Genomic DNA, 22,074 nt, shown 5'->3' on the forward strand with positions numbered 1-22,074 from the left:
CAGTTGGAAATAGTTAGTGGTTAGTAATCGATATTAAAAATCGCGTTCGTCTTCGAACCTAGATATGAGCAAAGAAAAAATCCTCGCGGCTTATGAAACCTTGGCGGTACAATACAATGCCCTGATAGATCATAAGCCCCATAATGCCTATTACGATCGGCCGAACACACTCGAGTTGATTCCGGCTGTAAAAGACCAAAAAATTCTGGATGCCGCTTGCGGACCGGGAAAATATGCCGAAATACTCCTGGCGGAAGGAGCCGAGGTGACCGGTTTCGATATCAGTCCACGGATGGTAGCTTTGGCCAAAACCCGAAACAGGGACCAAGGGAGCTTCTTCGTACACGATATGGCACAGCCACTAGGGATGTTTGAAAATGCACGATTCGATACAGTGATATGCGCCTTGGCAATGCACTACATCGAAGATTGGAACGGGCCCTTGCAAGAATTCCACCGGGTATTGAAACCCGGAGGCGCCTTGGTGTTATCGATTGAACATCCGTTTTTTGAATATACCTACTTTCAATCGGAACGCTATTTTGAAATAGAGCCTGTAAAGGCGGTTTGGAAAGGCTTTGGAAGTCCTGTAGAAGTGAGTAGCTATCGAAGGCCCTTGGAGGCCTGCTTGATGCCCTTGATCAACAATGGCTTCAATCTCGATAGGATCGTAGAGCCAAAACCCGTACCGGAATTCGAAAAATTCGACCCGAAGCATTTTAAGGAATTAAACGAGTTTCCAGCCTTTATGTGCCTCAGGGCCGTTCGGAAAGGGTAGTCGGCAGTGAGTAGGCCAAAAAATATCATTGTATTGCATTTGAACTCGAAGTTAAATAAGAAATTTATATCCTAACCCTATGAAAAAATATACCTTCCTGTTTACCCTCATCACATTCCTACTGGGTATCTGCCCCTCCGCCGGCCAGTCTGCCCAAGGTGATGGTCCTCATTCGCAGCTCATTATCCGTGGCGTCATGCTGATCAATGGCAACGGGGCGCCACCGCAGGGGCCCATCGATATCGTAGTCGAAAACAACATCATCAAGGATATTAAAGTGGTCGGTTATCCCGGGGTGGCGATCGACGATTCTAAACGTCCACAATTAAAAGCGGGTGGGAAGGAACTCGATTGTACCGGCATGTACTTAATGCCAGGCTTTATCGATATGCATGGCCATATCGGCGGTACGGCCCAAGGCGCGGAGCCCGACTACGTTTTTAGACTTTGGATGGGCCACGGTGTTACCACCGTACGGGAACCCAGTGGTCGTGGGGTCGATTTTACGATGGACCTTAAACGAAAAAGTGCCAAGAACGAAATCGTTGCCCCCAGAATCTATGCCTATACCGGTTTCGGGCAGACCAGCAAGACCTTCAATCCCTTAAATGATATTCCTATCTCCACCCCGGAACAGGCACGGGAATGGGTACGAGCGAACGCCAAAAAGGGGGCGGATGGTATCAAGTTCTTTGGCGCGGAGCCCGAAATCATGGCGGCTGCCCTTGACGAGAACAAAAAACTGGGGCTCGGTTCGGCCTGCCACCATGCGCAGCTGAGCGTAGCCCGATGGAACGTTTTACACTCCGCCCGTGCGGGACTCACCAGTATGGAACACTGGTACGGACTCCCTGAGGCCCTATTCGATGACCGTACGGTGCAGGACTATCCCTTGGACTATAACTACCAGAACGAACAGCATCGTTTTGAAAATGCGGGCAAACTATGGGCGCAGGCGGCCAAACCCTATTCCGAGCATTGGGAAAACGTGATGAACGAGCTATTGGCGCTCGATTTCACCTTAGATCCGACCTTCAATATCTATGAGGCCAGCCGGGACTTACAACGAGCGAGAAGAGCCGAATGGCACGAAGAATATACACTCCCCTCTTTATGGGAGTTTTATCAGCCCAGTAAAATTTCACACGGTAGTTACTGGCACGATTGGGGTACGGAGCAAGAGGTTGCCTGGAAAAAGAACTACCAACTATGGATGACCTTTATTAACGAATACAAAAACCGTGGCGGTCGCGTCACCACAGGTTCCGACTCCGGTTTTATCTTCCAACTATACGGTTTTGCCTATATCCGGGAATTGGAACTATTACGCGAGGCGGGTTTCCATCCCCTGGAGGTAATTCGGGCTGCTACCCTGAACGGCGCCGAGGCGCTCGGTGCGGACGACAAAATCGGAACCGTGGCCATCGGTAAGTTGGCAGACTTCGTGGTGGTACAAGAAAATCCCCTTAACAACCTAAAAGTGCTCTATGGAACGGGTGCCGTTCGACTAACGGAAGACAATCAGGTAGTACGGGCCGGAGGCGTCAAATACACCATCAAGGACGGTATCATCTACGATGCCAAAGCCCTATTGGAAGAGGTCAAAGCCCAAGTAGCCAAGGCAAAGGCGGAGACAGGGTATCAAATCCTGCAGCCGGGGGTGAAAGAGTGAACGTTGGTCAGTGGTTGGTTCTCGGTAGTCGTATTTACGATTAAAACTGCGTTTGGGCCCAAATTTACGTTTGCATTTAACTTTTGTATTGTTGTTGGTATTGGAAAGGGTTGAATGCCTTATGCGTAATGCGCAAAAGCGAAGAGCGCAAAGCGTCAAATCTAAAGCACAAAGCCAAAAAACCTGTACCATACTTCTCAAAAGGGGGCCAGATGTTCAAAAGTAGTTTGTAACAAACATCCCCAAAACGCTACCAATGGGTATCTATCAAAAAATGATCATCATGAAACCAACCAAAAATGCTGGGAGGCTCTTGGGCCTTCTTTTTTTAGCGAGTGCCCTAATCGGAGGAACCGGTACTTCGAAGAGAGGACTTTCGAGTGCCGACACTACTACCGGAGCATTTCTTACCAGTATAAACGAAGGAATGACACAGATGCAATGGGCCATTGGGCTTGACCTTTTAGCCAGTGCCCTATCGGTAGGCATCGCCCTCTTTCTATTTACGTTCATCAATGACTACAATGAACGCCTGGCGCATGCCTATCTGGGTATTGCGCTGGTTACCTTCGTCATTGTAGCCATTAGCAATGTGTTCCACGTAGCCCTCTTCTCGGTCAGTGAGGATTTCGCTAGTGGGGTTACCGACGGGCAACCACTTATTGGTCTGGGCAATATGCTCTATCATGGGTATTACTGGCTGCATTTTCTTATACTGATGCTGTATGGTATCGGCGGATGCCTATTGTTCTTCTATCTTCTTAAAACGGCGCTCGTACCCGCTTGGTTAGCGGTGTGGGGCCTTCTCGCCAATGGTATCGTTTTTACAGGGGGAGCCTTACAACTTTTTGAAATTCCAGTGTCCTTTTACCTGTTTGTCCAAAACGGCGTTTTTTTACTCAGCTTTGTTATCTGGCTGCTAATACGAGGATTCAAGGTTCAAAGTTTACAACTTGACATTTGAACCCGGGTTTTTTGTTAAATCGGATACCCGATGTTAAAAGCGATGATTTAAAAACAAGCACTGATGTCAGGTCGCGCCCTTCGGGGATGTTTGTGTCTCGAGTGAAGCCGAAAGACTCCGCAAATGACCTGTCGAAACACTTTGTCCCTGTGAAATGGTCTTCGACCAAAGCGAACGAAAAATTGACGCCCTTATTGATATTATAATTTAGCTTGAGTCTGTCCCAAACAAAAAACCCGCCCTGTTCCTACGAACGGGCGGGATGGGTGGGTCCCGTTGAAAGTGGTTGCTTGGGTTATTTCTTTTTTTCGGTTGGTACTTGCAGTGGCCGTAAGACCCCTTTTGTTTTTGGAAAAACAGACATATAGGTCAGCACAAGGGCTGCAGCAGTCAATAAGGCAAATAGTATCATAATCATTATAGGTTAAGGGTTTACTCGGGGGTGTACTATTTGGGTATTAGGCCATTTTGGCCTTGTTGCGTTTGGTCGTAAATGAAAGTGCCTTCAACACGCGGGTATTTTCTCTTCGGTACAAACGGGCTACACTCGTTTCGGTGCCAGTTTTAGTTTCCGTAGCAGTGTTAAGACGGTAAGCGCCAGTATCCAGAACAAGGCCCATTTCAATAACGTCAACTTTATCATGGCTTTGTGTATTTGCCAGAGCAGTAGCTCCGAAGGTGAGTACTAGAATCAAGGTTAAGATAGGCTTCATAACGAACATTTGGGTTACATAAAGATAACCGCGAACCTCCCTACAGGATGGTTTTCATTCGCCGAACGACCTTATTTTTCGGTAGTTGACAAAAGTTTGGATAAAGTGTAAAAAAGCTTCGATAAGTGGATGGAGGGTCAAAAACCGTTGACCGAAGGTATTGACTTTTTATCGGCTTTTTTTTCGCTAAAGGGGAAGGTTTGGGGCTTGATTACAAGCGTTGTCCGGTGAATGTTGTATAAGATACCGCTAAGTCAATGGCATAGCATCAAACAAAAAAGGTGGCCCGTTTCCAGACCACCTATTTCCTATGTTATGAACTACTACTACTTTATAGAGCCTAGTCGAGCTCGAAACGATCCAAGTCCATCACCTTTGCCCACGCAGCCACAAAATCGTTTACGAACTTCTCCTTCGCATCCGAACAAGCGTATACTTCCGCCAAAGCCCGTAGTTCGGCATTGGAACCAAAAATTAAGTCGGCCCGGGTACCGGTCCATTGTTTTGAACCCGTTTTCCGGTCGGTACCCTCGAACAACTCCTGGTTATCGGATAGGGGTTGCCAAACAGTATCCATGGTCAGCAAGTTGACAAAAAAGTCATTGGAAAGGGTTCCGGGTCGATCGGTGAGCACCCCATGAGCAGATCCGTCGTAATTGGTATCCAACACGCGCATGCCACCCACCAAAACGGTCATTTCCGGTGCGGTAAGCGTCAACAGCTGCGCTTTGTCGACCAATAGCTCCTCTGCCTTTGTCGACACTTGTTTGTTCTTGTAATTTCTAAAACCGTCTGCCCAAGGTTTTAGGTGGTCAAAAGCTTCGGCATCGGTCATTTCCTCGGTAGCATCGGTACGACCGGGCGTAAAGGGAACTGTTACCTCATGCCCGCCGGCCGCTGCAGCCTCTTCCACTGCGGCACAACCACCCAGGACGATCAAATCGGCAAGGGAGACTTTTTTGTTACCATCCTGGCCCTCATTGAACTCCTTTTGGATTTGTTCCAAGGTATCGAGCACTTTGGCCAGTTGCTCCGGGTTATTCACTTCCCAATCTTTCTGCGGGGCCAAACGAATGCGCGCGCCGTTGGCACCCCCACGCTTATCGGAGTCCCGATAGGTAGCAGCGGAGGCCCAAGCGGTACCTACCAATTCTGAAATAGACAATCCGGAAGCCAGTATGTTTTTCTTGAGAGCGGCGACATCTTTCGAATTGATCAATTCGTGATCCACGGCAGGGATTGGATCCTGCCAGATCAATTGCTCTTTGGGTACCTCGGGTCCCAAATAGCGGGACAACGGCCCCATGTCACGGTGCGTCAGCTTGAACCAAGCACGGGCATAGGCGTCGGCAAACTCCTCAGGATTTTCCAAGAAGTGTTTCGATATTTTCCCGTATTCCGGATCCATCCGAAGTGAAATATCGGTAACCAACATGAACGGTGCATTTTTCTTGTTGGGATCGTGTGCATCGGGTACCGTTCCCGCGCCCGCGTTGTCCTTCGGTCGGTATTGCCAAGCACCTCCGGGACCTTTATGCAATTCCCAATCATATTTGTACAGATTTTCCAAGTAGGTATGGCTCCATTGCGTCGGGGTATCGGTCCAGGTACCTTCGATACCACTGGTAATGGTATGTACGCCCACTCCGTCCCCTAGATTATTTTTCCATCCTACGCTCTGCATCTCGATCGCTGCCCCGGCCGGTTCGGGTTCCAAATGCTCGACATCGACCCCCGCTCCGTGACATTTACCAAAGGTATGTCCGCCTGCGATCAAAGCAACGGTCTCATAGTCGTTCATGGCCATACGGCCAAAGGTTTCACGAATGTAATGAGCCGCTTCCAACGGGTCGGGATTGGCATTATGACCTTCGGGATTTACGTAAATCAACCCCATATGGGCGGCTCCCATCTGTTTCTCCAAGGTGCCGTCTTCATTGTAGCGCTCTTTGTTGCCCAACCATTCGGTTTCAGAGCCCCAATAAATGTCTTCCTCGGGTTGCCAGATGTCTTCGCGACCTCCTGCAAAGCCAAACGTTTTCAATCCCATGGATTCGTGCGCTACGTTCCCTGCCAAAATCAACAAATCGGCCCAGGAAAGTTTTTTGCCGTATTTCTGTTTGATGGGCCAGAGCAATAAACGCGCTTTGTCCAGGTTGGCATTATCGGGCCAGCTGTTCAAGGGAGCAAAACGTTGGTTTCCGGTGGCTCCCCCTCCCCGACCATCGGCGATACGATAGGTACCGGCCGCATGCCAGGTCATCCGAATGAAGAAAGGACCGTAATGTCCCCAATCGGCCGGCCACCATTCCTTACTATCGGTCATCAATTCCGTCAAATCTTTTTTGACCGCGGCAAGATCCAATTTTTTGAATTCCTCGGCATAATTAAAATCGCTATCCATTGGGTCGGCCAAACGGGAATGCTGACGAAGGATATTTAAGTTGAGCATATTGGGCCACCAGTCGCGATTGGTGGTTCCCCCGCCTGCAGCCTGATACATTTCCCCGTTTAGGAAAGGGCATTTGGCACTTGACTCGTTAACGTCCCATGCAGAGCCGTTTGAGCTGTGATTACTGTTATTATCCATAGTGTACTATATTTTTAGGTGTGTTTACCAAATGTACCAAAATGCCCTTGCACTCCCATGATTTGAATCATGTTTTGGTTTATTTTAATATTGACATAATCTATGATGCCATTATGCAAGTCATTTTAAAGCGGAACCGGTCCCTTTGTGCAGGGAGACATTGCTCCTGAATCAAAAGCAAGGCCTTCCTTTGAACGAAAAAAATTACTGTTTTCCCCAAAAAGTTGAACAGCTTACAGCGCATTGTTACATTTGGCACCGACCCTTACGCCAAACCAACTACCCATGACCAAAAACCAGGTGGAAACCTCCCCCGAATTTAAGAAACATACGGCCAAAGCGATTGCTGCCATCTTTCTCTTCCTACTAGTTTACCTCTTGCTGTTCATCTTGACCATCGGGCTGACCGCCCTTACCATCTACAGTGGTATCACGTTGATCGGTTCGTTACGCAGTTTTTTCGGCCTGGCACTTGGTATCGGGCTTGCCAGTCTTGGAATCATAGTACTTATTTTCCTGGTCAAATTTCTATTCAAGTCAAACAAAATAGACCGATCACACCTGACAGAAATTACAGCTTCGGAGGAGCCGGCCCTTTTTGCAATGGTTCACGAAATCGTAAACAGGGTCGGTACATCCTTTCCCAAGAAAGTATACCTATCGCCAGAAGTGAACGCAGCCGTGTTTTACGACTCCAACTTTTGGAGCATGTTCCTTCCCGTGAAGAAGAATCTGGTCATCGGTCTGGGACTGATCAACACCATGCAAGAAGAAGAGCTAAAAGCCATATTGGCCCATGAGTTTGGCCATTTCTCCCAAAGAACGATGAAGGTGGGAAGCTATGTATACAACGTGAATCAAGTCATTTTTAATATGTTGTTTGAAAATGAGGGATTTGATACGATGATCCAAAGTTGGGCCAGTGCCAGTGGATTCTTTTCGATTTTCGTACTGCTGGCGGTGAAAATCATACAGGGAATCCAATGGGTATTAAAAGGCATGTATGGCCTCGTCAACAAAAGCTATCTGGGATTGTCTCGGGAAATGGAATTCCATGCCGATGAAATTGCCTCCCACATTACGGGCTACCTTCCCCTGAAAAATGCGCTGATGCGCACCGATGTCGCCGACCACTCCTTGCAAATGGCCTTATCGCATTATGAGACTAAGATTGAAGAGAACCTGAAAAGTAACAATATCTACAAAGAGCAGGCTTTTGTAATGGGTTTTTACGCGAAGCAGGATGGAGTACCACTGGTGAACGGACTTCCAGTCGTTACCTTCGATACGATCAAGAAGTTCAACAAATCAAAACTAGTGGTAGAAGATCAATGGGCTTCCCATCCGAGCACCCAACAACGAATCGAACGATTGGAAAGCAATGGTATCTTGAAGGAATCTACCGAACAACAACTCGCCAATACGCTCATGCAGGATGCGGAAGCCACCCAAAGAAAGCTAAGTAATCGATTATTTGGCAAGGTGAATTACGAAGGGGAAGTAAAAACACTGCCCTTTGAAAGCTTTGTATCGGCGTTTGAAAAAGATTTTCTAAGCAATCGTTTTGACCCTCGTTACAATGGTTATTACGACAACAAGAATCCGGAGAAATTTGATGTAACCAATGTTACGATTGGTGATGACAGGCAACTTTCCGAGTTGTTCTCCGATGAAATGGTCGATTTGGTCCGTGAGTACCTTGCCCTTGAAAACGACCGGGAACTCATCCGACAGACTACCGATCGATCGGCAGGTATCAAAACGTTCGATTACGACGGCCGAAAATACCGACGCAAAGAAACCCCCTCACTCCTCTCCAAACTAGACAAGGAATTGGAATCCCTTAAAGCGATAATTCTACAGAACGATATAAATATCTTCCGTTACTTTCGAAGAGCAGAAAGCACGAGCAAGACCGAACGCCTATCCTCCATGTATCTTGATTTCTTCTCATTTGATGAAGCCTATGATGAAAAGATCCGGATATACACCGAGTTATCGGAAAAACTACAGTTTATCAATTTCGTGACACCGATAGAGGAAATCAAGGACAACCTTAATCGATGCAGGCCCTTTGAAAAGAAATTAAAGGCGGAACTTGGTCTGTTACTTGACGATACCCATTATGCTCCGGAACTAACGGGGGAAATCAAGCGGAATTTGGAATTGTTTCTCTCGAAGGAATGGCCCTATTTTAGCGGTGAGGCGTATCTCGATGACAACCTTACCATTCTGTTTACCGCCCTGAACAACTATGCCTATCTACTATCCAGAGGGTACTTCCTACATAAAAAGAAGTTGATAGATTATCAAATTTCGCTGATCAATGAAATTAAAGCGCCCGTTGGTCCCGACCAATAAACCCACTCTCATAGTATTTCTTTTTTAAGGATTGCCTATCATTCAAGGGGCTTTCACCCATTCATAAACGTCGATTTTCACATTTGCTTTACGGTTTTTAAAAAGTTCCCTAGGCTTTTTAATATCTTTAGCCCCATGACCTTTACCGACCATCCCCTCTATGTATTAGCAATGCTTTGTTTGATGGTGGTCGTATCGGTTTACGTAGCAAAAACAAAGGTCGGGAGTAAGGTAGGCGCAGCACTGCTAGTGATTCTCTTTACGGCGGTATTGGCCAACCTCAAACTGATTCCATCCGCTTCGAACACCATACCCCTGTATGAAGGAATTTTTACCTACTTGGCGCCGATTTCCATTTTTTACCTGCTGTTGGGAGTGAATTTACAGTCTCTCAAAAAAGCGGGAGCCCCTATGATCATCCTATTTTTAATTGGATCGTTGGCAACCGTTTTGGGCATCTTGATCGCATGGTATATCGTATCGCCCCAAAACATTCTCGGAGATGATGGCAATATCATTGCGGGAATGCTCACGGGAACTTATACCGGGGGAAGTGTCAACTTCAATGCCATCGCCCTCGAGTACGATTTTCAGGAGCGGGGTGTCCTCTACGCAGGTACCATTGCGGTGGATAATGTAGTCACTACCCTATGGATTATCGTCACACTTGCCTTCCCTCCCCTTCTACGCGGTATTTGGAAGGATAAAAAAGTGAAGGCGACCCGGCAAACCTTGGAAGCCGAAGATAAAGACCAGTTGGGCATGCATTCACTTATGTGGTTGGCCTTTTTGGGAATAGGTGCCTTTTACCTATCCGAGCTGGTAAAGCAGGTACTGCCACAAATCCCTTTTATTCTGACATTGTCTACCGTCGGTATTCTATTGGCGCAAATTCCCTTTGTCTCCAAGTTGGGGGGCAGCCATACACTGGGACTTTTTTTGGTGTATCTCTTTCTTGCGGTCATCGGTGCCTATTGCGAAATCAGTGCCGTAGTTGAATTGCAGCAAATAGGGCTGACTCTTTTACTTTTTGCCGGCCTTGCCGTGGTCCTCCATGGTATTTTGATAATCCTCCTAGGGAGTTTGGCCTATCGTGATTGGGAGATGATCTCGATCGTGAGCCAGGCCAACATAGGTGGTGGCACGACGGCGATTGCCTTAGCAGAGTCTTTCAATCGCAAGGAACTGGTATTGCCCGCCATTTTGGTAGGCACTCTGGGGAATGCGTTGGGGACTTATTTGGGCTTTTTGGTGGTGGGGGTTTTATGACCTCGGTCCTCAATCGCTAAAGGGATGCCCTAAAAAGAAATAGTGAAATGACACTTAGGCCTCCCTTTAGGGCTGGGGAAAGGCCGTCCCTCAGGTCAGTGGTAACGTCTTAAAGCCAAGCTAGAAGACGCTACTTGACATTTTTAGTATGTTTAATAAATGAAGAAAGACTGGCTCAAAATAAACGGAATGCATGATGGCGCCCCGCCACAGATATTTAAAAATGCTGCCAAATTGCGGCAGAGAATGACCGAGCCTGAAAAAATCCTATGGGAAGCGCTAAAGACCAAACCTTTTGGCTTCAAGTTTAGAAGACAGCATCCTATTAACTATTATATCTTGGATTTCTATTGCCACCAGAAAAGGCTGTCAATAGAAGTGGACGGCGGTTACCATTTGGCCAAGAAACAAAAAGAAAGAGATAAACGGAAGATAGACTATCTGAACTCCGTTGACATTCGTGAGATACGATTCTCCAATGAAGAAGTACTCCACCAAAGAGATTCGATACTGCAAAAAATTAAATTGGCATTGGAGACCGAACTTGAAACTGATTCCTGAAACGGACCTGCCCCTCGCTCCCTGAAGGAATGGCCGAAATGAACCTGGCCCTCACTCCCTGAAGGGATGCCTTAAAAAGAAATAGTGAAATGACACAGAGGCCACCCTTTAGGGCTGGGGAAAGCCTTTGGGAACTGAAAACTGCCCCTCGCTCCCTGAAGGGATGCCTTAAAAAGAAATAGTGAAATGACACAGAGGCCACCCTTTAGGGCTGGGGAAAGCCTTTGGGAACTGAAAACTGGCCCTCGCTCCCTGAAGGGATGACCTTAATGCACCTGGACCTCGCTCCCTGAAGGGATGCCTTAAAAAGAAATAGTGAAATGACACAGAGGCCACCCTTTAGGGTCGGGGAAAGCCTTTGGGAAAATTGAACCTGGCCCTCGCTCCCATAAGGGATGCCCTAAAAAGAAATAGTGAAATGACACTTAGGCCTCCCTTTAGGGCTGGGGAAAGCCACCCTACAGGGTCGGGCAACGTCTATGGGAAAACATTACCGCTTTTTCCTTCGATTAAAATTCTTGTCGCCACGACTTTTAGGCTTTTTATATTTGGCCTTCAACTTTCGTCGGTAGGAACCTCCTTGGTTCGTTTTCTTATTTTTTTCCGACTTTTCGTGAAAGCTGGGTCCTGGTACCTGGTCGCGATCCAATTTGTGGGGGTTGTCCGGCTCTATCGTTTTTGGGCGTTCTTCCGATAGGAGCTGGCGCGAAATCCCAACAGCTTCCGGCAGTTCTAAGATAGGTATTTGGTAATCCATCAACGTTTCGATGGCCTCCTTAAAGGCCATTTCCTTTTCGGTGTAGAACAAAATCGCCACACCCTTCTTGTCTGCCCTACCCGTTCTTCCGATGCGGTGCATGTAGTTTTCGGGATACCTGGGTGTATCCAAATTGATGACATGGGAAATCTCATTGAGATCAAGTCCACGTGCCATCACATCGGTCGTGATCAATATCCTGTTTTTGCCCTCATCGAACTGTTTGATGGAACGTATTCTATAATTCTGGGTTTTGTTGGAATGGATGACGGCAGCTTCCTCCTCGTATAGCTCCTGCAACTGCTCGAATACCAAATCGGCCTTACGTTTATTCGATACAAAAACCAAGACCTTTTGATAAACGGAAACATCCTGAAGTAGATGGGCCAAAAGGTTCACCTTCGTGTAAAAGTTGGGTACCGCATACCCGTATTGGGCAATATTCCCCAATGGGGTACCACTCACGGCAATCGATATTTTTTGGACCCCGACAAAAAAGTCTTGTATCAGGGCATCGATATCGTCGGTCATCGTTGCCGAGAACATGATATTTTGACGCCGTTCGGGCAGCAGCTCAAAAATATTGACCAGCTGAAACCGAAAACCCAGATCGAGCATCACATCGACCTCATCGATGACCAATTTTTTGATGGTCTTTAATTGCAGTGCACGACTCAATACCAAATCATACAACCTTCCGGGGGTGGCGACCACCACATCCGCTCCCTCCGCCAAGGCCGTTTTTTGGGTATTGATGTTAGTGCCCCCATACAAGCCTAAGGCTTTTATCGAGGAGTATGTTGCCAATTTTACAACCTCTTCCACTACCTGTATCACCAATTCACGGGTAGGAACCAGAATCAAAATTCGTGGATCCTTTTCCTTCGAGAAAGGTAACGACTGTAGTAAGGGCAATAGATAGGCCACCGTTTTACCGGTTCCGGTCTGGGCAATTCCGACGACATCCCTGCCGGACATGATTATGGGGAATGCTTGCTCCTGCACCGGGGTGGGTTTCTCAAAACCCAGATCATCCAGAGCGTTCCGTAGATTGGAGGTAATCTTAAAATCGTCAAAAGAATCCATAATCATGCTAACAAAAGATAGCGCAAAACTACGGGAATGAATTGGGAAGCGGGTTTTTCTATCCTTATTTTACACCGATTCGACCCAAAATTCAACCAATACCCCGTTATTTATTTTCCCAAAACTCCATGATACCCCATATTCGTCCCAAATTAATACATCAAAAAAACGAACAGTCATGACAACGCTTGTAAAACTACTTTTATCGATTTTGCTCACATCCGCCATTCACCTTTTTGGTCAACAGGAGGCGGTACAGGCCCCTCTTACTGTGGGTACTTTTCAAAATATCCTCGGAAGGGAAATACCGATCGACTCGATGGATGCCTTCTTGGAAGGTCAGATGAAAACCCTTCAAGTCCCGGGTCTTTCGATAGCCATCATCAATCAAGGGGAAGTAGTCTACCCTCGGACCATGGGATACGCCGACCTAAAACAAAATAAGCCCGTAACCAAAAGAACCATATTTGAGGGCGCCTCCCTTTCCAAACCTTTATTCGGTTATTTCACAGTGGGTTTGGTGGAAGAAGGACTTTTGGATTTGGACACCCCTCTCTACCAATACCTACCCTATGAGGATATTGCCTACGATGAACGTTATAAAAAGATAACCGCCCGTATGGTGCTATCCCATACCACGGGGTTTCCCAACTGGCGCAAAGACCAACTGACCATAGCCTTTGAACCTGGTACGGATTTCCAATATTCCGGGGAGGGTTATCAATACTTGGGCAAAGTACTGATGCATTTGCTTAAAACCGATGATAAAGGGCTCGAAAAGGCCTATCAGGAACAGGTGGCGATTCCCTTGGGATTGAAACATACAAAGTACCTACAGGATGAAGCCAATAGGAGACACAAGGCCAAAGGATACCTCGAGGGTGCACCCGTTAAAGAGGACGATGAACCAGGAATTTTTGGGGCCGCATTCTCTATTCATTCAGAGGCTATGGACTTTTCAAAATGGTTGGTGGCCCTTATGAATAAGGAAGGTCTGCCCGCCTCGGGCTATGAAAAGCTTTTCGAGACCCAGGTGGTACTCCCCGAAGACCATCCGCAACGAGAAGGCGGCGTAACCGACTGGACATTGGGTTTTGCGAAGGCCACCCTGCCGATGGGCACATTCTTCGGACATGGCGGTAATAATCCGGGATACACCAGTTTATTTGCCTTTTCACCTGACACAAAATGGGGATTTATCATTTTTACGAATGCCGATCAATCTTCCTTGCCCATGACCGTATTCAATTACTTGGCGATGCCGTGAACTGTTTTGAAATCGGATGAAAGAACGACCCGTCATCCAAGTTGAAATGAGTTCTTTATATTGGCACCTGAATCTTAAATGAATGAACAGTTTTAAATTCAATCGTCTTGACTACCGCCTGATTACAACATACCTGCTCATTGCAGTGGGGTGGTTGGCCTATCGGTATAACGTAGAAAACTACACCTCCTTCGAAATATGGACCGGATTGGTCGGTTTCGTTGCAAAAACCTTGGTGTTAATTTACTTGATGGTATGGGCTTTACAAAGATTCCTGATCGGCAGAAAAGACTACCTCCTTTTCTTCCTGATTACTTTCTCGATTTTGGGTCTGGTCGGATTTCTTGATCTTTTGCGCGACTACTATACTTCGGAACCGCCATGGGAGTGGGACTTAACATTACCACAAATGCTGGTCCAGTGCTTCTATAACTCCACTCCCGACGTGGCTATGCCCGTAGGCTTGTTGCTGGGTAAAAAATACTACGAGAATAAGTTGGACTATACCCAACTTCAAAACTCCCAGAAAGAAATGGAACTCAAGGCCCTCCGTGCCCAGTATGACCCTCATTTTCTATATAATAGCCTGAATACGATCGACGCGCTGATCGACTACTCCCCAAAGGAAAAGGTAAAGCAGTATGTTTCCCATCTGGCATCGCTCTACCGATATTTAATCCATCAAAAGGAGGAAGAGGTAGCCTCCTTGAAAGAAGAATTAGGTCTGGCCAAGGATTATTTCTATCTCATCGAAACCCGTTTCGGGGCGGATTATAGTTTTCGAATCCAGTCACACGAAACGGAAGAAGAAAAATACCTCCCACATGGCGCTTTGCTGACAGTATTGGAAAATGTAGTCAAACATAACAAGGCGGTCGGGGATGTCACGGTTCGCACTAAAATCCAAATTAACAACCAAATGGTTCGGGTGACCAATACAAAGACAGGGGACCATTATTCCAAGGAATCCTTGGGAACCGGACTACAGAATCTGGATAAGCGTTACCGCCTATTGAGCGATCAAAAATTGCACATCGAGAATCGACCGGAAGAATTTATAGTTGAAATGCCCTTATTATCACTTGTAGAATGAAAAGCACGAAAAAATTACACATACTCCTGTTAGAGGATGAAATACCGGCCTTTCAAAAATTGATCGCTTATTTAACCGATTTTTTTGGGGAAGCGTTTTCGCACGAACACGTACGTACCGTAAAGGAGGGCATTACACTGCTACGGGGCATGACCAACTACGACTTGATTCTTTCCGATATTAAACTCTTGGATGGTACTTCCTTTGAAATATTTCATCAGATTGAGACCAAAACGCCGATTATCTTTTGCACGGCCTATGATGAACATTTGCTCGAAGCATTTCAGACCAATGGCATCGCCTATATCCTAAAACCCTATTCAAGAAGGGATTTTGACAGGGCCCTTCAAAAATTCAAGGATCTGTTCGAACCCCAATCGCTTACATCAGAAATCTTTGAACAACTAAGGAATGTATTGGACACCAAGGAGGAACGTTACAAAAAACGTTTTGCGATTAAAAAGAAGGAGGGTATCAAACTATTGGAAACAGTTACTATTTCATTGATTCAGGCCCAAGGCGATTTTTGCCAGATTATCGACCACGACGGAAAATTGCACAGTATCTCGAAAAACATAGGGACGCTCGTATCCGAGCTTGATCCAAAAACATTCTTCAGAATCAACCGCAGTCAGTTGGTCCATATCCTTCACATCGAACAGATAGCCCCTTACAGTAAAAACAGATTGGCTCTGAAAATGAAGGGCGCCAAAGAACATGCCATTACAAGTTCTTCGGTAACCAAGGAGTTCCGGGCCTGGCTGGAGCAGTAAGGTATAAGCCAGATAAGGAATTACGCCACCTCTTTTCGCAATACTTCCAAAGGGGGACTATTCAAAACACTTCTGCTGTTAAAGAGTCCGATCAACAATACCAACACCGTGATACCGGGCAAGACGATTAAAAAGGGAATCCATGAGGGGGTAAATTCCGTATCGAAAACAAAGCTTGCCAGCAATTGACTTCCAAAAAAAGAGAGCACGATCCCAATACCGCTTCCCAACACGCCTAAGTAAAAATACTCCAGCGCCGTGATATTCAAGATCTGCTTGCTCTTGGCACCCAACGTACGTAACAAAACATTCTCTTTAATCCGTTGGTATTTGCTATTACGTACCGATCCGATCAACACGATAATTCCCGTAAGGATACTAAAGAAGGCCATAAAATTGATGACCCAGGCAATCTTGTCCAGAATATCCTGTACCAGCACCAACAGTTGGCGTACGTCGATGATAGAAACCGTGGGAAATTTTCGAACGAGTTCGCGCTGCAATTTGGCCGATGTTTTTTCATTGGGCGCACTTGTACTCAAAACGTGAAATTGAGGCGCATTCTCTAAAACTCCCCTGGGAAAAACGATGGAAAAATTCATCTGCATGCGGCCCCAGTCCACCGCCCGGGTATTGGCAACCACGGTTTCCATCAAAACACCCTGTACATTAAAAACCAAGGTATCGCCTTCGACCACTTGGGCATCCCTGGCCACATTATCGGATAGTGAGATAGGAATGGCGTCTCCTTGCGTAAATTCGGGATTCCATTCCCCGGAAGCGAGTGTCTCGGAAGCTACCAGCGAATCCCGATAGGTAGTTCGAAATTCGTGATTCAGTATCCATCGGTTGATGGTAGAGGTGGTATCTTCCCGTATATCGTTGACCGAACGGCCTTTGATACGCTGCACTCGCATCGTAACAATGGGGAAGTTGTCGATGACCGGGAGTCCGTTATTTCGAATACTGGCCGCCGCCGCTTCCGTCTGGTCGGTTTGCACGTCCATCAAGATCAGATTGGGAGTTTTGCCGGTTGCTTCCAAAGAAGTTCGTTCGCGTAGGATATCCCTTGTAAAATAGAGGGTGCTGATCAAGAAGCTACCCACTCCTATTGCCAAGAGCAGTACCAAGGTCTGATTGTTCGGACGATAAAGATTCAGCAGGCTTTGACGGGCGGTAAAGCCCCATGAAGCGGGGAAATAGCGTTTCACTGCCTTCATAAATAAGAAAGCCACAAAGGCCAATACCGAAAATACTACTACAATACCGAATACGAAGGCAAGGGCAAAGGATAGGTTTTTAAGAATCCAAAAGGAAAAGACAAATAGGAATATTAAGATGGCGGTCATGACAATGATCGTCACCCTACGTGCCTTTGGTGAGGTATGTTCCTGTATGCGTAGCGCCTGTAAAGGAGATACGTACCACGTACCCAACAAGGGCGACAAGGCGAACAGCACCGACATGACCAAGCCAAGCAACGGCCCGATGATCAAGGGTTGCAAAGAGACGGAAACCTCGAGTTCCAGCGGTAAGAAGTCCTTTAATATGTACGGGAACAACTGCTGAAGGCCCAGCCCGATACCAGTTCCGATGAGCCCGCCCAGGAATCCCATCCCGGCAATCTGAATCAGGTAAATCAAAAAAGTCTGTTTACGGGTCGCTCCAAGGCACTTTAAGACCGCTAACGAACTTAGCTTTTCCTTGATATAAATATGCACCGAACTGGCGATTCCCACACAACCCAATAACAGGGCGATAAAGGCGACCAAGTTCAAGAACTTTCCAAAATTGTTGTAACGACGGCCCAATCGGCGACCGGTGGACTCGTGGGTGTCCAAATCGGCGTTTTCTGCATCTAGTATGGGATCAAGCGTTTTGGCCAAAGCCACATAATCGGGTTCAGGATTGGCCACAAAATAATTCTTATACTCCACACGACTTCCCGTCTGCACCAAACCGGTCTCATCGATATAACGATAGGGGATATAAATCGGTGGTGCTACAGATGTCGAGACACCAGTGCTCCCTGGTCCAGAGGTTATGGATCCCGCAATCGGCAAGGTCACCAACCCCACTTTTATAGAGTCCCCGACCTTTAGGTCGTATTGCAACATTAGGGTGGCATCGACCAGGGCGCCACCATTTCCTTGATAATCGATGGCAGCGGATGGGGGTTGGGTCTCTAAACTTCCGTAAAACGGATACCCCCCGTTGATACCACGCACAAAGGCCAGTTTGGTTGCCTGTTTCCCTGGAAAGGCCACCATGGACGGGAAATTGATCTCGGTAGCGTTTGCTCCCCCCAAGGAATCTATCAGTTGTTGTACCCTTTCGGTCGGTGGTTGCCTGCTCACGATGATAAAATCGGAACCCATCAAGGATTTTGATTGCAGGGTGAAATTCTCCTTCAGATTCCCCCCGAATGATTGTATGGAAACCAGGGCGGCAATGCCCAGGATGATCGAGGCCATAAAAAGTAACAGCCTTTGGATGCTGGCCCTACCGTCACGCCAAGCCATTTTAAACAGCCATCTATTGCTGGCTTTTGGTATGTTCGGGGATTCGTTCACAAGGCTTCAGTCAATTGGTTATCGACTATTTTTCCGCCTTTCAAACGTAAAATGCGCTGGGTTCTTTTGGCCAAGTCCAGGTCATGGGTCACAATGACCAAGGTAGTACCGGCCTCCTCGTTCAACTCAAAAAGTAGCTGTATAACTTTCTCACCCGTTTCCTCGTCGAGATTACCGGTAGGCTCATCGGCAAAGAGAATCGATGGTCGGTTCGAAAAAGCACGGGCCAGCGCCACCCGCTGTTGCTCCCCACCGGACAACTGGGAGGGATAATGATGAAGCCGATCTGCCAAACCTACTTTTTCCAGTAGGTCCGTCCCGATAGCACCTACTTTTTTCACTCCTTGCAACTCTAAGGGTACGACCACATTTTCCAAAGCGGTCAAGGTGGGCAACAGTTGAAAATTTTGAAAAATAAAACCTACGTTCCGGTTTCGCAAGGCGGCCCTTTGGTCTTCATTCAACGAATTGATTTCCGTTCCACATAGCGTTACCGTCCCCGAATCGGGTTGGTCGAGTCCCGCACAGAGGCCCAACAAAGTGGTCTTACCACTACCGGACGGCCCCACGATTGAAAAGGTATCCCCTTCTTCGATATCAAAGGAAATATCGTCCAAGACCGTCAAATTTTTGGAACCACTGGTATAGGTCTTCCCAAGCTTCTCAACGTTTAATATCTTTGTTGCCATAGTACCCAAAATTGTTTTTTTTCCAAAAGTTGGAAAAATAAGAAAATGATTTCGATTTTAACATCCAATACCCATGCAGACCTTCTTAAAGTTTCGTTATTTTTTAGTATTGCTTCTATGCAGCGCTTGTGGTGAAAGCCCTAATAAACAAGCGGAACCACAGACGAGCCCATCGGTCGAGACCCAAACGGAAACTACGACCGACAACGCTGACAAGGTAATCCTATTCTTTGGCAACAGTCTTACGGCGGGCTATGGTCTCGATACCGAAGAATCGTTTCCGGCCTTGATACAAGACCGATTGGATTCCTTAGGGTTGGAGTATACGGCGATTAATTCCGGACTCAGCGGGGAAACCACCACCGGTGGATTGAACCGGTTACAGTGGGTGCTGAATCAAAAAGTAGATGTTTTTGTGCTGGAACTGGGCGCCAATGATGGCCTTCGGGGAATTCCTTTAAAGGAAACCCGTAGTAACCTACAGGCAATCATTGATCGTGTGAAGGAGAAAAATCCTGAAACAAAAATTGTGTTGGCGGGAATGCAAATTCCCCCCAATATGGGTCAGGAATATACGAAGGAGTTCCGTACCATCTTCCCCGAGCTGGCAGAAAAGAACGGGTTACAACTGATTCCCTTCTTATTGGATGGGGTTGCCGGTAGACCGGAATTGAATTTGCCCGACGGCATCCACCCTACCGCAGAGGGTCAAAAAAAAGTGATGGAAAACGTATGGGCGGTATTAGGGGAGATACTAAAAAAGTAATACTATCGAGTGATTAGGCCATTTTAGCACGGTCTCTCTTGGTCTTGAATGAAAGTGCCTTTTTCACCAAGGTATTTCTTCTTTTATACAAACGTGCTACTTCGGTCGTTTTTTCAAAAGTCATTTTCTGCTCCACAACGATATCGGTTACGATACCCATTTCAACAGCAGCTACTTTTACTTCTTGAGTGGTTTCCTTGGCCTGTGCGGCGACTCCGATGAAAAGAACTAAGATGAAGGTTGCGATGGTTTTCATGACTTGTGTTTTGTTATAATAATAACTCCCGCGAGTGTACCTTGGGGGGTGGCAAATCGTTCAAAAACCCCTAATTTTCGGTAAATGACAAAAGTTCGGATGAAGTGTTAAAAAGGCTCGATAAACGGATTTGTTCCTTTTTACCACTTATCGGTCGAAGTGGTTTTTTATCGAGAAAATGTCGGTTGAATTTCTTCTTGAGTTTCCAAATGCGTCTTCATTTAATGCATTTGATGCAATGGAACCTACCTGTATTTTTTTTCTTTGGGAAGTGGTTGGAAAGTTCCAAACCTTAACTATGATTTAAGAAAGAAGTTTGTAGTGCTTTCTTGCCGTTTACTATTTTTAAAATCTCTAAATAAAACCTCTATGAAGCTATTTGAAAAGTACTCTCTGGGATCAATTACCTTACAAAACAGAATGGTGATGGCCCCTATGACCCGATCAAGGGCCATTAACAATATCCCCAACGAATTAATGGCCACTTATTACGCCCAACGTGCCGGCGCGGGATTGATTATTACCGAAGGTACCTCGCCCTCTCCAAACGGACTTGGCTATGCCAGGATTCCCGGGGTTTACAACGACCTGCAAGTGGAAGGCTGGAAGAAGGTCACCAGTGCCGTACACGATAAGGGTGGAAAAATATTTCTTCAGATTATGCATACGGGAAGGGTGTCCCACCCGGACAATATGCCGCAAGGCAGTACAGTTTTGGCTCCCTCGGCCGTTATTTTGGAAGACCAAATGTATACCGACCAACATGGGATGCAACCCTACCCAGAACCTAAGGCAATGGACGGGAAAGACATCGCAATGGCAATCGAGGAATACGTGCAAGCGGCACGAAATGCCATCAAGGCAGGTTTCGACGGTGTAGAAATTCATGCCGCAAACGGTTATTTGATCGATCAATTCTTGAATCCGATTACCAACAAACGAACCGATGAATACGGGGGAAGTATCGAAAATCGAAATCGTTTTGCCATTGAAGTGGCTACCGGCATTGCCCAAGCCATAGGTGCCGATAAAACGGGAATCCGAATATCTCCTTACGGCGCTTTTAATGGCTTGGGGGAATTTGAGGGCGTTAACGACTCCTTTATCAGTTTGGCGACCGCCTTGGATGATTTGGGATTGGTATATCTACATTTGGTAGACCATTCCTCGATGGGGGCGCCGGAAGTGCCCGACTCCATCAAAAACGGACTCAGAAAAGCCTTTTCGAGAACATTTATTCTCAGTGGGGGTTATGATCAGGAACGTGCGGAACAAGATCTTAGCGCCGGTAAGGGGGATTTGGTCGCCTTTGGCAGACCGTTTATCGCTAATCCCGATTTACCTGAACGGTTGAAGGAAGATTTGCCGCTCCAAGAACCAAATCAAGATACTTTCTATACGGCCGATGCCGAGGGTTATACGGATTATGACTACGCATAGGTTCGGAGCTATGTAGGAGGTACATGCCTTTTTTACTGGGAAGATGTTGGGAAGTGCTATCCGTAAAGAAGCAAGAAAGCGTGTTAGGCAAGTTTTTTATTTCTTTTTGTCTCGAAGAGCAATGCCTTTTTAACCCTTCTCCCCTTGGTACGGTAGACATAGGTCCACAGGTCGGTAGCATCGATTAAGGGCTTCAACGTGTCCATTGTGAAAACGGACATTTCTGGTACCCCGGGGTTCTTAGGTTTCCCGGCGTCCTGTCCGAAGCTTGTAAAGATAGCTGCCGAACTAAATAGGATAACGGTTAAGAATTTCATCGATTTTAGTTTAGGTTTGGTCTCTTAATGGAACGGGGCGCAAATCTTTTGAAGGACTGGATATTCGGTAAAAGGAGCAATCTCCTCGATAAAATGCATTTCCATCGATGAATAACTTCATTTTGTAGGAAAAAATATTATGTTGTAGG

18 protein-coding genes are annotated in these 22,074 nt (G+C 46.6%); 11 read left to right on the forward strand and 7 right to left on the reverse strand.

Annotation, left to right across the window (positions count from 1 at the left end; genetic code table 11):
• Window positions 1-64 precede the first annotated feature (64 nt).
• The 3 genes from FK220_RS00505 (at window position 65) to FK220_RS00515 (ending at window position 3,414) form a co-directional block, all read left to right on the forward strand.
• Entirely contained in the window at window positions 65-778 is a 714-nt protein-coding gene (locus FK220_RS00505) for a class I SAM-dependent methyltransferase (protein WP_152572332.1), read from the forward strand.
• A 79-nt stretch (window positions 779-857) separates the two neighbouring features.
• Window positions 858-2,450, forward strand: coding sequence for an amidohydrolase family protein (locus tag FK220_RS00510; RefSeq protein WP_152572333.1), 1,593 nt, complete (start codon window positions 858-860; stop codon window positions 2,448-2,450).
• Window positions 2,451-2,733: 283 nt separating this feature from the next.
• A complete protein-coding gene (locus FK220_RS00515; protein ID WP_166204719.1) occupies window positions 2,734-3,414 on the forward strand; it encodes a DUF4386 domain-containing protein in 681 nt (226 codons plus the stop codon).
• A gap of 458 nt (window positions 3,415-3,872) precedes the next feature.
• Here the strand turns inward: FK220_RS00515 and FK220_RS00520 are convergent, their stop codons facing one another.
• Both FK220_RS00520 and katG read right to left on the reverse strand, forming a co-directional pair.
• A complete protein-coding gene (locus FK220_RS00520; protein ID WP_152572335.1) occupies window positions 3,873-4,127 on the reverse strand; it encodes a hypothetical protein in 255 nt (84 codons plus the stop codon).
• Window positions 4,128-4,467: 340 nt separating this feature from the next.
• Window positions 4,468-6,717 (reverse strand): catalase/peroxidase HPI, encoded by a 2,250-nt coding sequence (katG, locus tag FK220_RS00525; RefSeq protein ID WP_152572336.1) that lies wholly within the window; start codon window positions 6,715-6,717, stop codon window positions 4,468-4,470.
• A gap of 285 nt (window positions 6,718-7,002) precedes the next feature.
• Here katG and FK220_RS00530 point away from each other — a divergent pair, with 285 nt between their 5' ends.
• From FK220_RS00530 to FK220_RS00540, 3 genes are all read left to right on the forward strand, one after another.
• Window positions 7,003-9,078, forward strand: a complete 2,076-nt coding sequence (locus FK220_RS00530; protein ID WP_152572337.1) for a M48 family metalloprotease — start codon at window positions 7,003-7,005, stop codon at window positions 9,076-9,078.
• 135 nt (window positions 9,079-9,213) lie between these two features.
• The gene (locus FK220_RS00535; protein ID WP_238718855.1) at window positions 9,214-10,347 is read left to right on the forward strand and encodes a DUF819 family protein; all 1,134 of its coding nucleotides are present in this window, start codon (window positions 9,214-9,216) and stop codon (window positions 10,345-10,347) included.
• A 159-nt stretch (window positions 10,348-10,506) separates the two neighbouring features.
• A complete protein-coding gene (locus FK220_RS00540; RefSeq protein ID WP_238718856.1) occupies window positions 10,507-10,908 on the forward strand; it encodes an endonuclease domain-containing protein in 402 nt (133 codons plus the stop codon).
• Between the two features lie 490 nt (window positions 10,909-11,398).
• Here FK220_RS00540 and FK220_RS00545 read toward each other — a convergent pair whose 3' ends face one another.
• On the reverse strand, window positions 11,399-12,751 hold the full coding sequence (locus tag FK220_RS00545; RefSeq protein ID WP_152572338.1) for a DEAD/DEAH box helicase: 1,353 nt from the start codon (window positions 12,749-12,751) through the stop codon (window positions 11,399-11,401).
• A 178-nt stretch (window positions 12,752-12,929) separates the two neighbouring features.
• Between FK220_RS00545 and FK220_RS00550 the strand changes: the two genes are divergently transcribed.
• The 3 genes from FK220_RS00550 (at window position 12,930) to FK220_RS00560 (ending at window position 15,884) form a co-directional block, all read left to right on the forward strand.
• Window positions 12,930-14,018: a serine hydrolase domain-containing protein gene (locus FK220_RS00550; RefSeq protein WP_152572339.1), complete on the forward strand. Its 1,089-nt coding sequence runs from the start codon at window positions 12,930-12,932 to the stop codon at window positions 14,016-14,018.
• Between the two features lie 82 nt (window positions 14,019-14,100).
• The gene (locus FK220_RS00555; protein WP_152572340.1) at window positions 14,101-15,111 is read left to right on the forward strand and encodes a sensor histidine kinase; all 1,011 of its coding nucleotides are present in this window, start codon (window positions 14,101-14,103) and stop codon (window positions 15,109-15,111) included.
• Window positions 15,108-15,884 carry a LytR/AlgR family response regulator transcription factor gene (locus FK220_RS00560; RefSeq protein WP_152572341.1) on the forward strand — a complete coding sequence of 259 codons (777 nt, stop codon included), beginning with the start codon at window positions 15,108-15,110 and terminating at the stop codon, window positions 15,882-15,884. The genes FK220_RS00555 and FK220_RS00560 overlap by 4 nt, the downstream gene beginning before the upstream one ends.
• Window positions 15,885-15,904: 20 nt before the next feature.
• Here the strand turns inward: FK220_RS00560 and FK220_RS00565 are convergent, their stop codons facing one another.
• Window positions 15,905-18,406 (reverse strand): ABC transporter permease, encoded by a 2,502-nt coding sequence (locus FK220_RS00565; RefSeq protein WP_152573609.1) that lies wholly within the window; start codon window positions 18,404-18,406, stop codon window positions 15,905-15,907.
• Between the two features lie 47 nt (window positions 18,407-18,453).
• Complete coding sequence (locus tag FK220_RS00570) at window positions 18,454-19,146, reverse strand: ABC transporter ATP-binding protein (RefSeq protein WP_152572342.1); 693 nt, start codon at window positions 19,144-19,146, stop codon at window positions 18,454-18,456.
• Between the two features lie 73 nt (window positions 19,147-19,219).
• Here FK220_RS00570 and FK220_RS00575 point away from each other — a divergent pair, with 73 nt between their 5' ends.
• Entirely contained in the window at window positions 19,220-19,912 is a 693-nt protein-coding gene (locus tag FK220_RS00575) for an arylesterase (RefSeq protein WP_152572343.1), read from the forward strand.
• A gap of 13 nt (window positions 19,913-19,925) precedes the next feature.
• Here the strand turns inward: FK220_RS00575 and FK220_RS00580 are convergent, their stop codons facing one another.
• Window positions 19,926-20,168 carry a hypothetical protein gene (locus FK220_RS00580; protein ID WP_152572344.1) on the reverse strand — a complete coding sequence of 81 codons (243 nt, stop codon included), beginning with the start codon at window positions 20,166-20,168 and terminating at the stop codon, window positions 19,926-19,928.
• A gap of 369 nt (window positions 20,169-20,537) precedes the next feature.
• Here FK220_RS00580 and FK220_RS00585 point away from each other — a divergent pair, with 369 nt between their 5' ends.
• Window positions 20,538-21,608 carry an alkene reductase gene (locus FK220_RS00585; RefSeq protein ID WP_152572345.1) on the forward strand — a complete coding sequence of 357 codons (1,071 nt, stop codon included), beginning with the start codon at window positions 20,538-20,540 and terminating at the stop codon, window positions 21,606-21,608.
• An 83-nt stretch (window positions 21,609-21,691) separates the two neighbouring features.
• Here FK220_RS00585 and FK220_RS00590 read toward each other — a convergent pair whose 3' ends face one another.
• Window positions 21,692-21,925: a hypothetical protein gene (locus FK220_RS00590; protein WP_152572346.1), complete on the reverse strand. Its 234-nt coding sequence runs from the start codon at window positions 21,923-21,925 to the stop codon at window positions 21,692-21,694.
• Window positions 21,926-22,074 lie beyond the last annotated feature (149 nt).

It is taken from the genome of Pelagihabitans pacificus, assembly GCF_009371985.2.
GTDB lineage: Bacteria > Bacteroidota > Bacteroidia > Flavobacteriales > Flavobacteriaceae > Pelagihabitans > Pelagihabitans pacificus.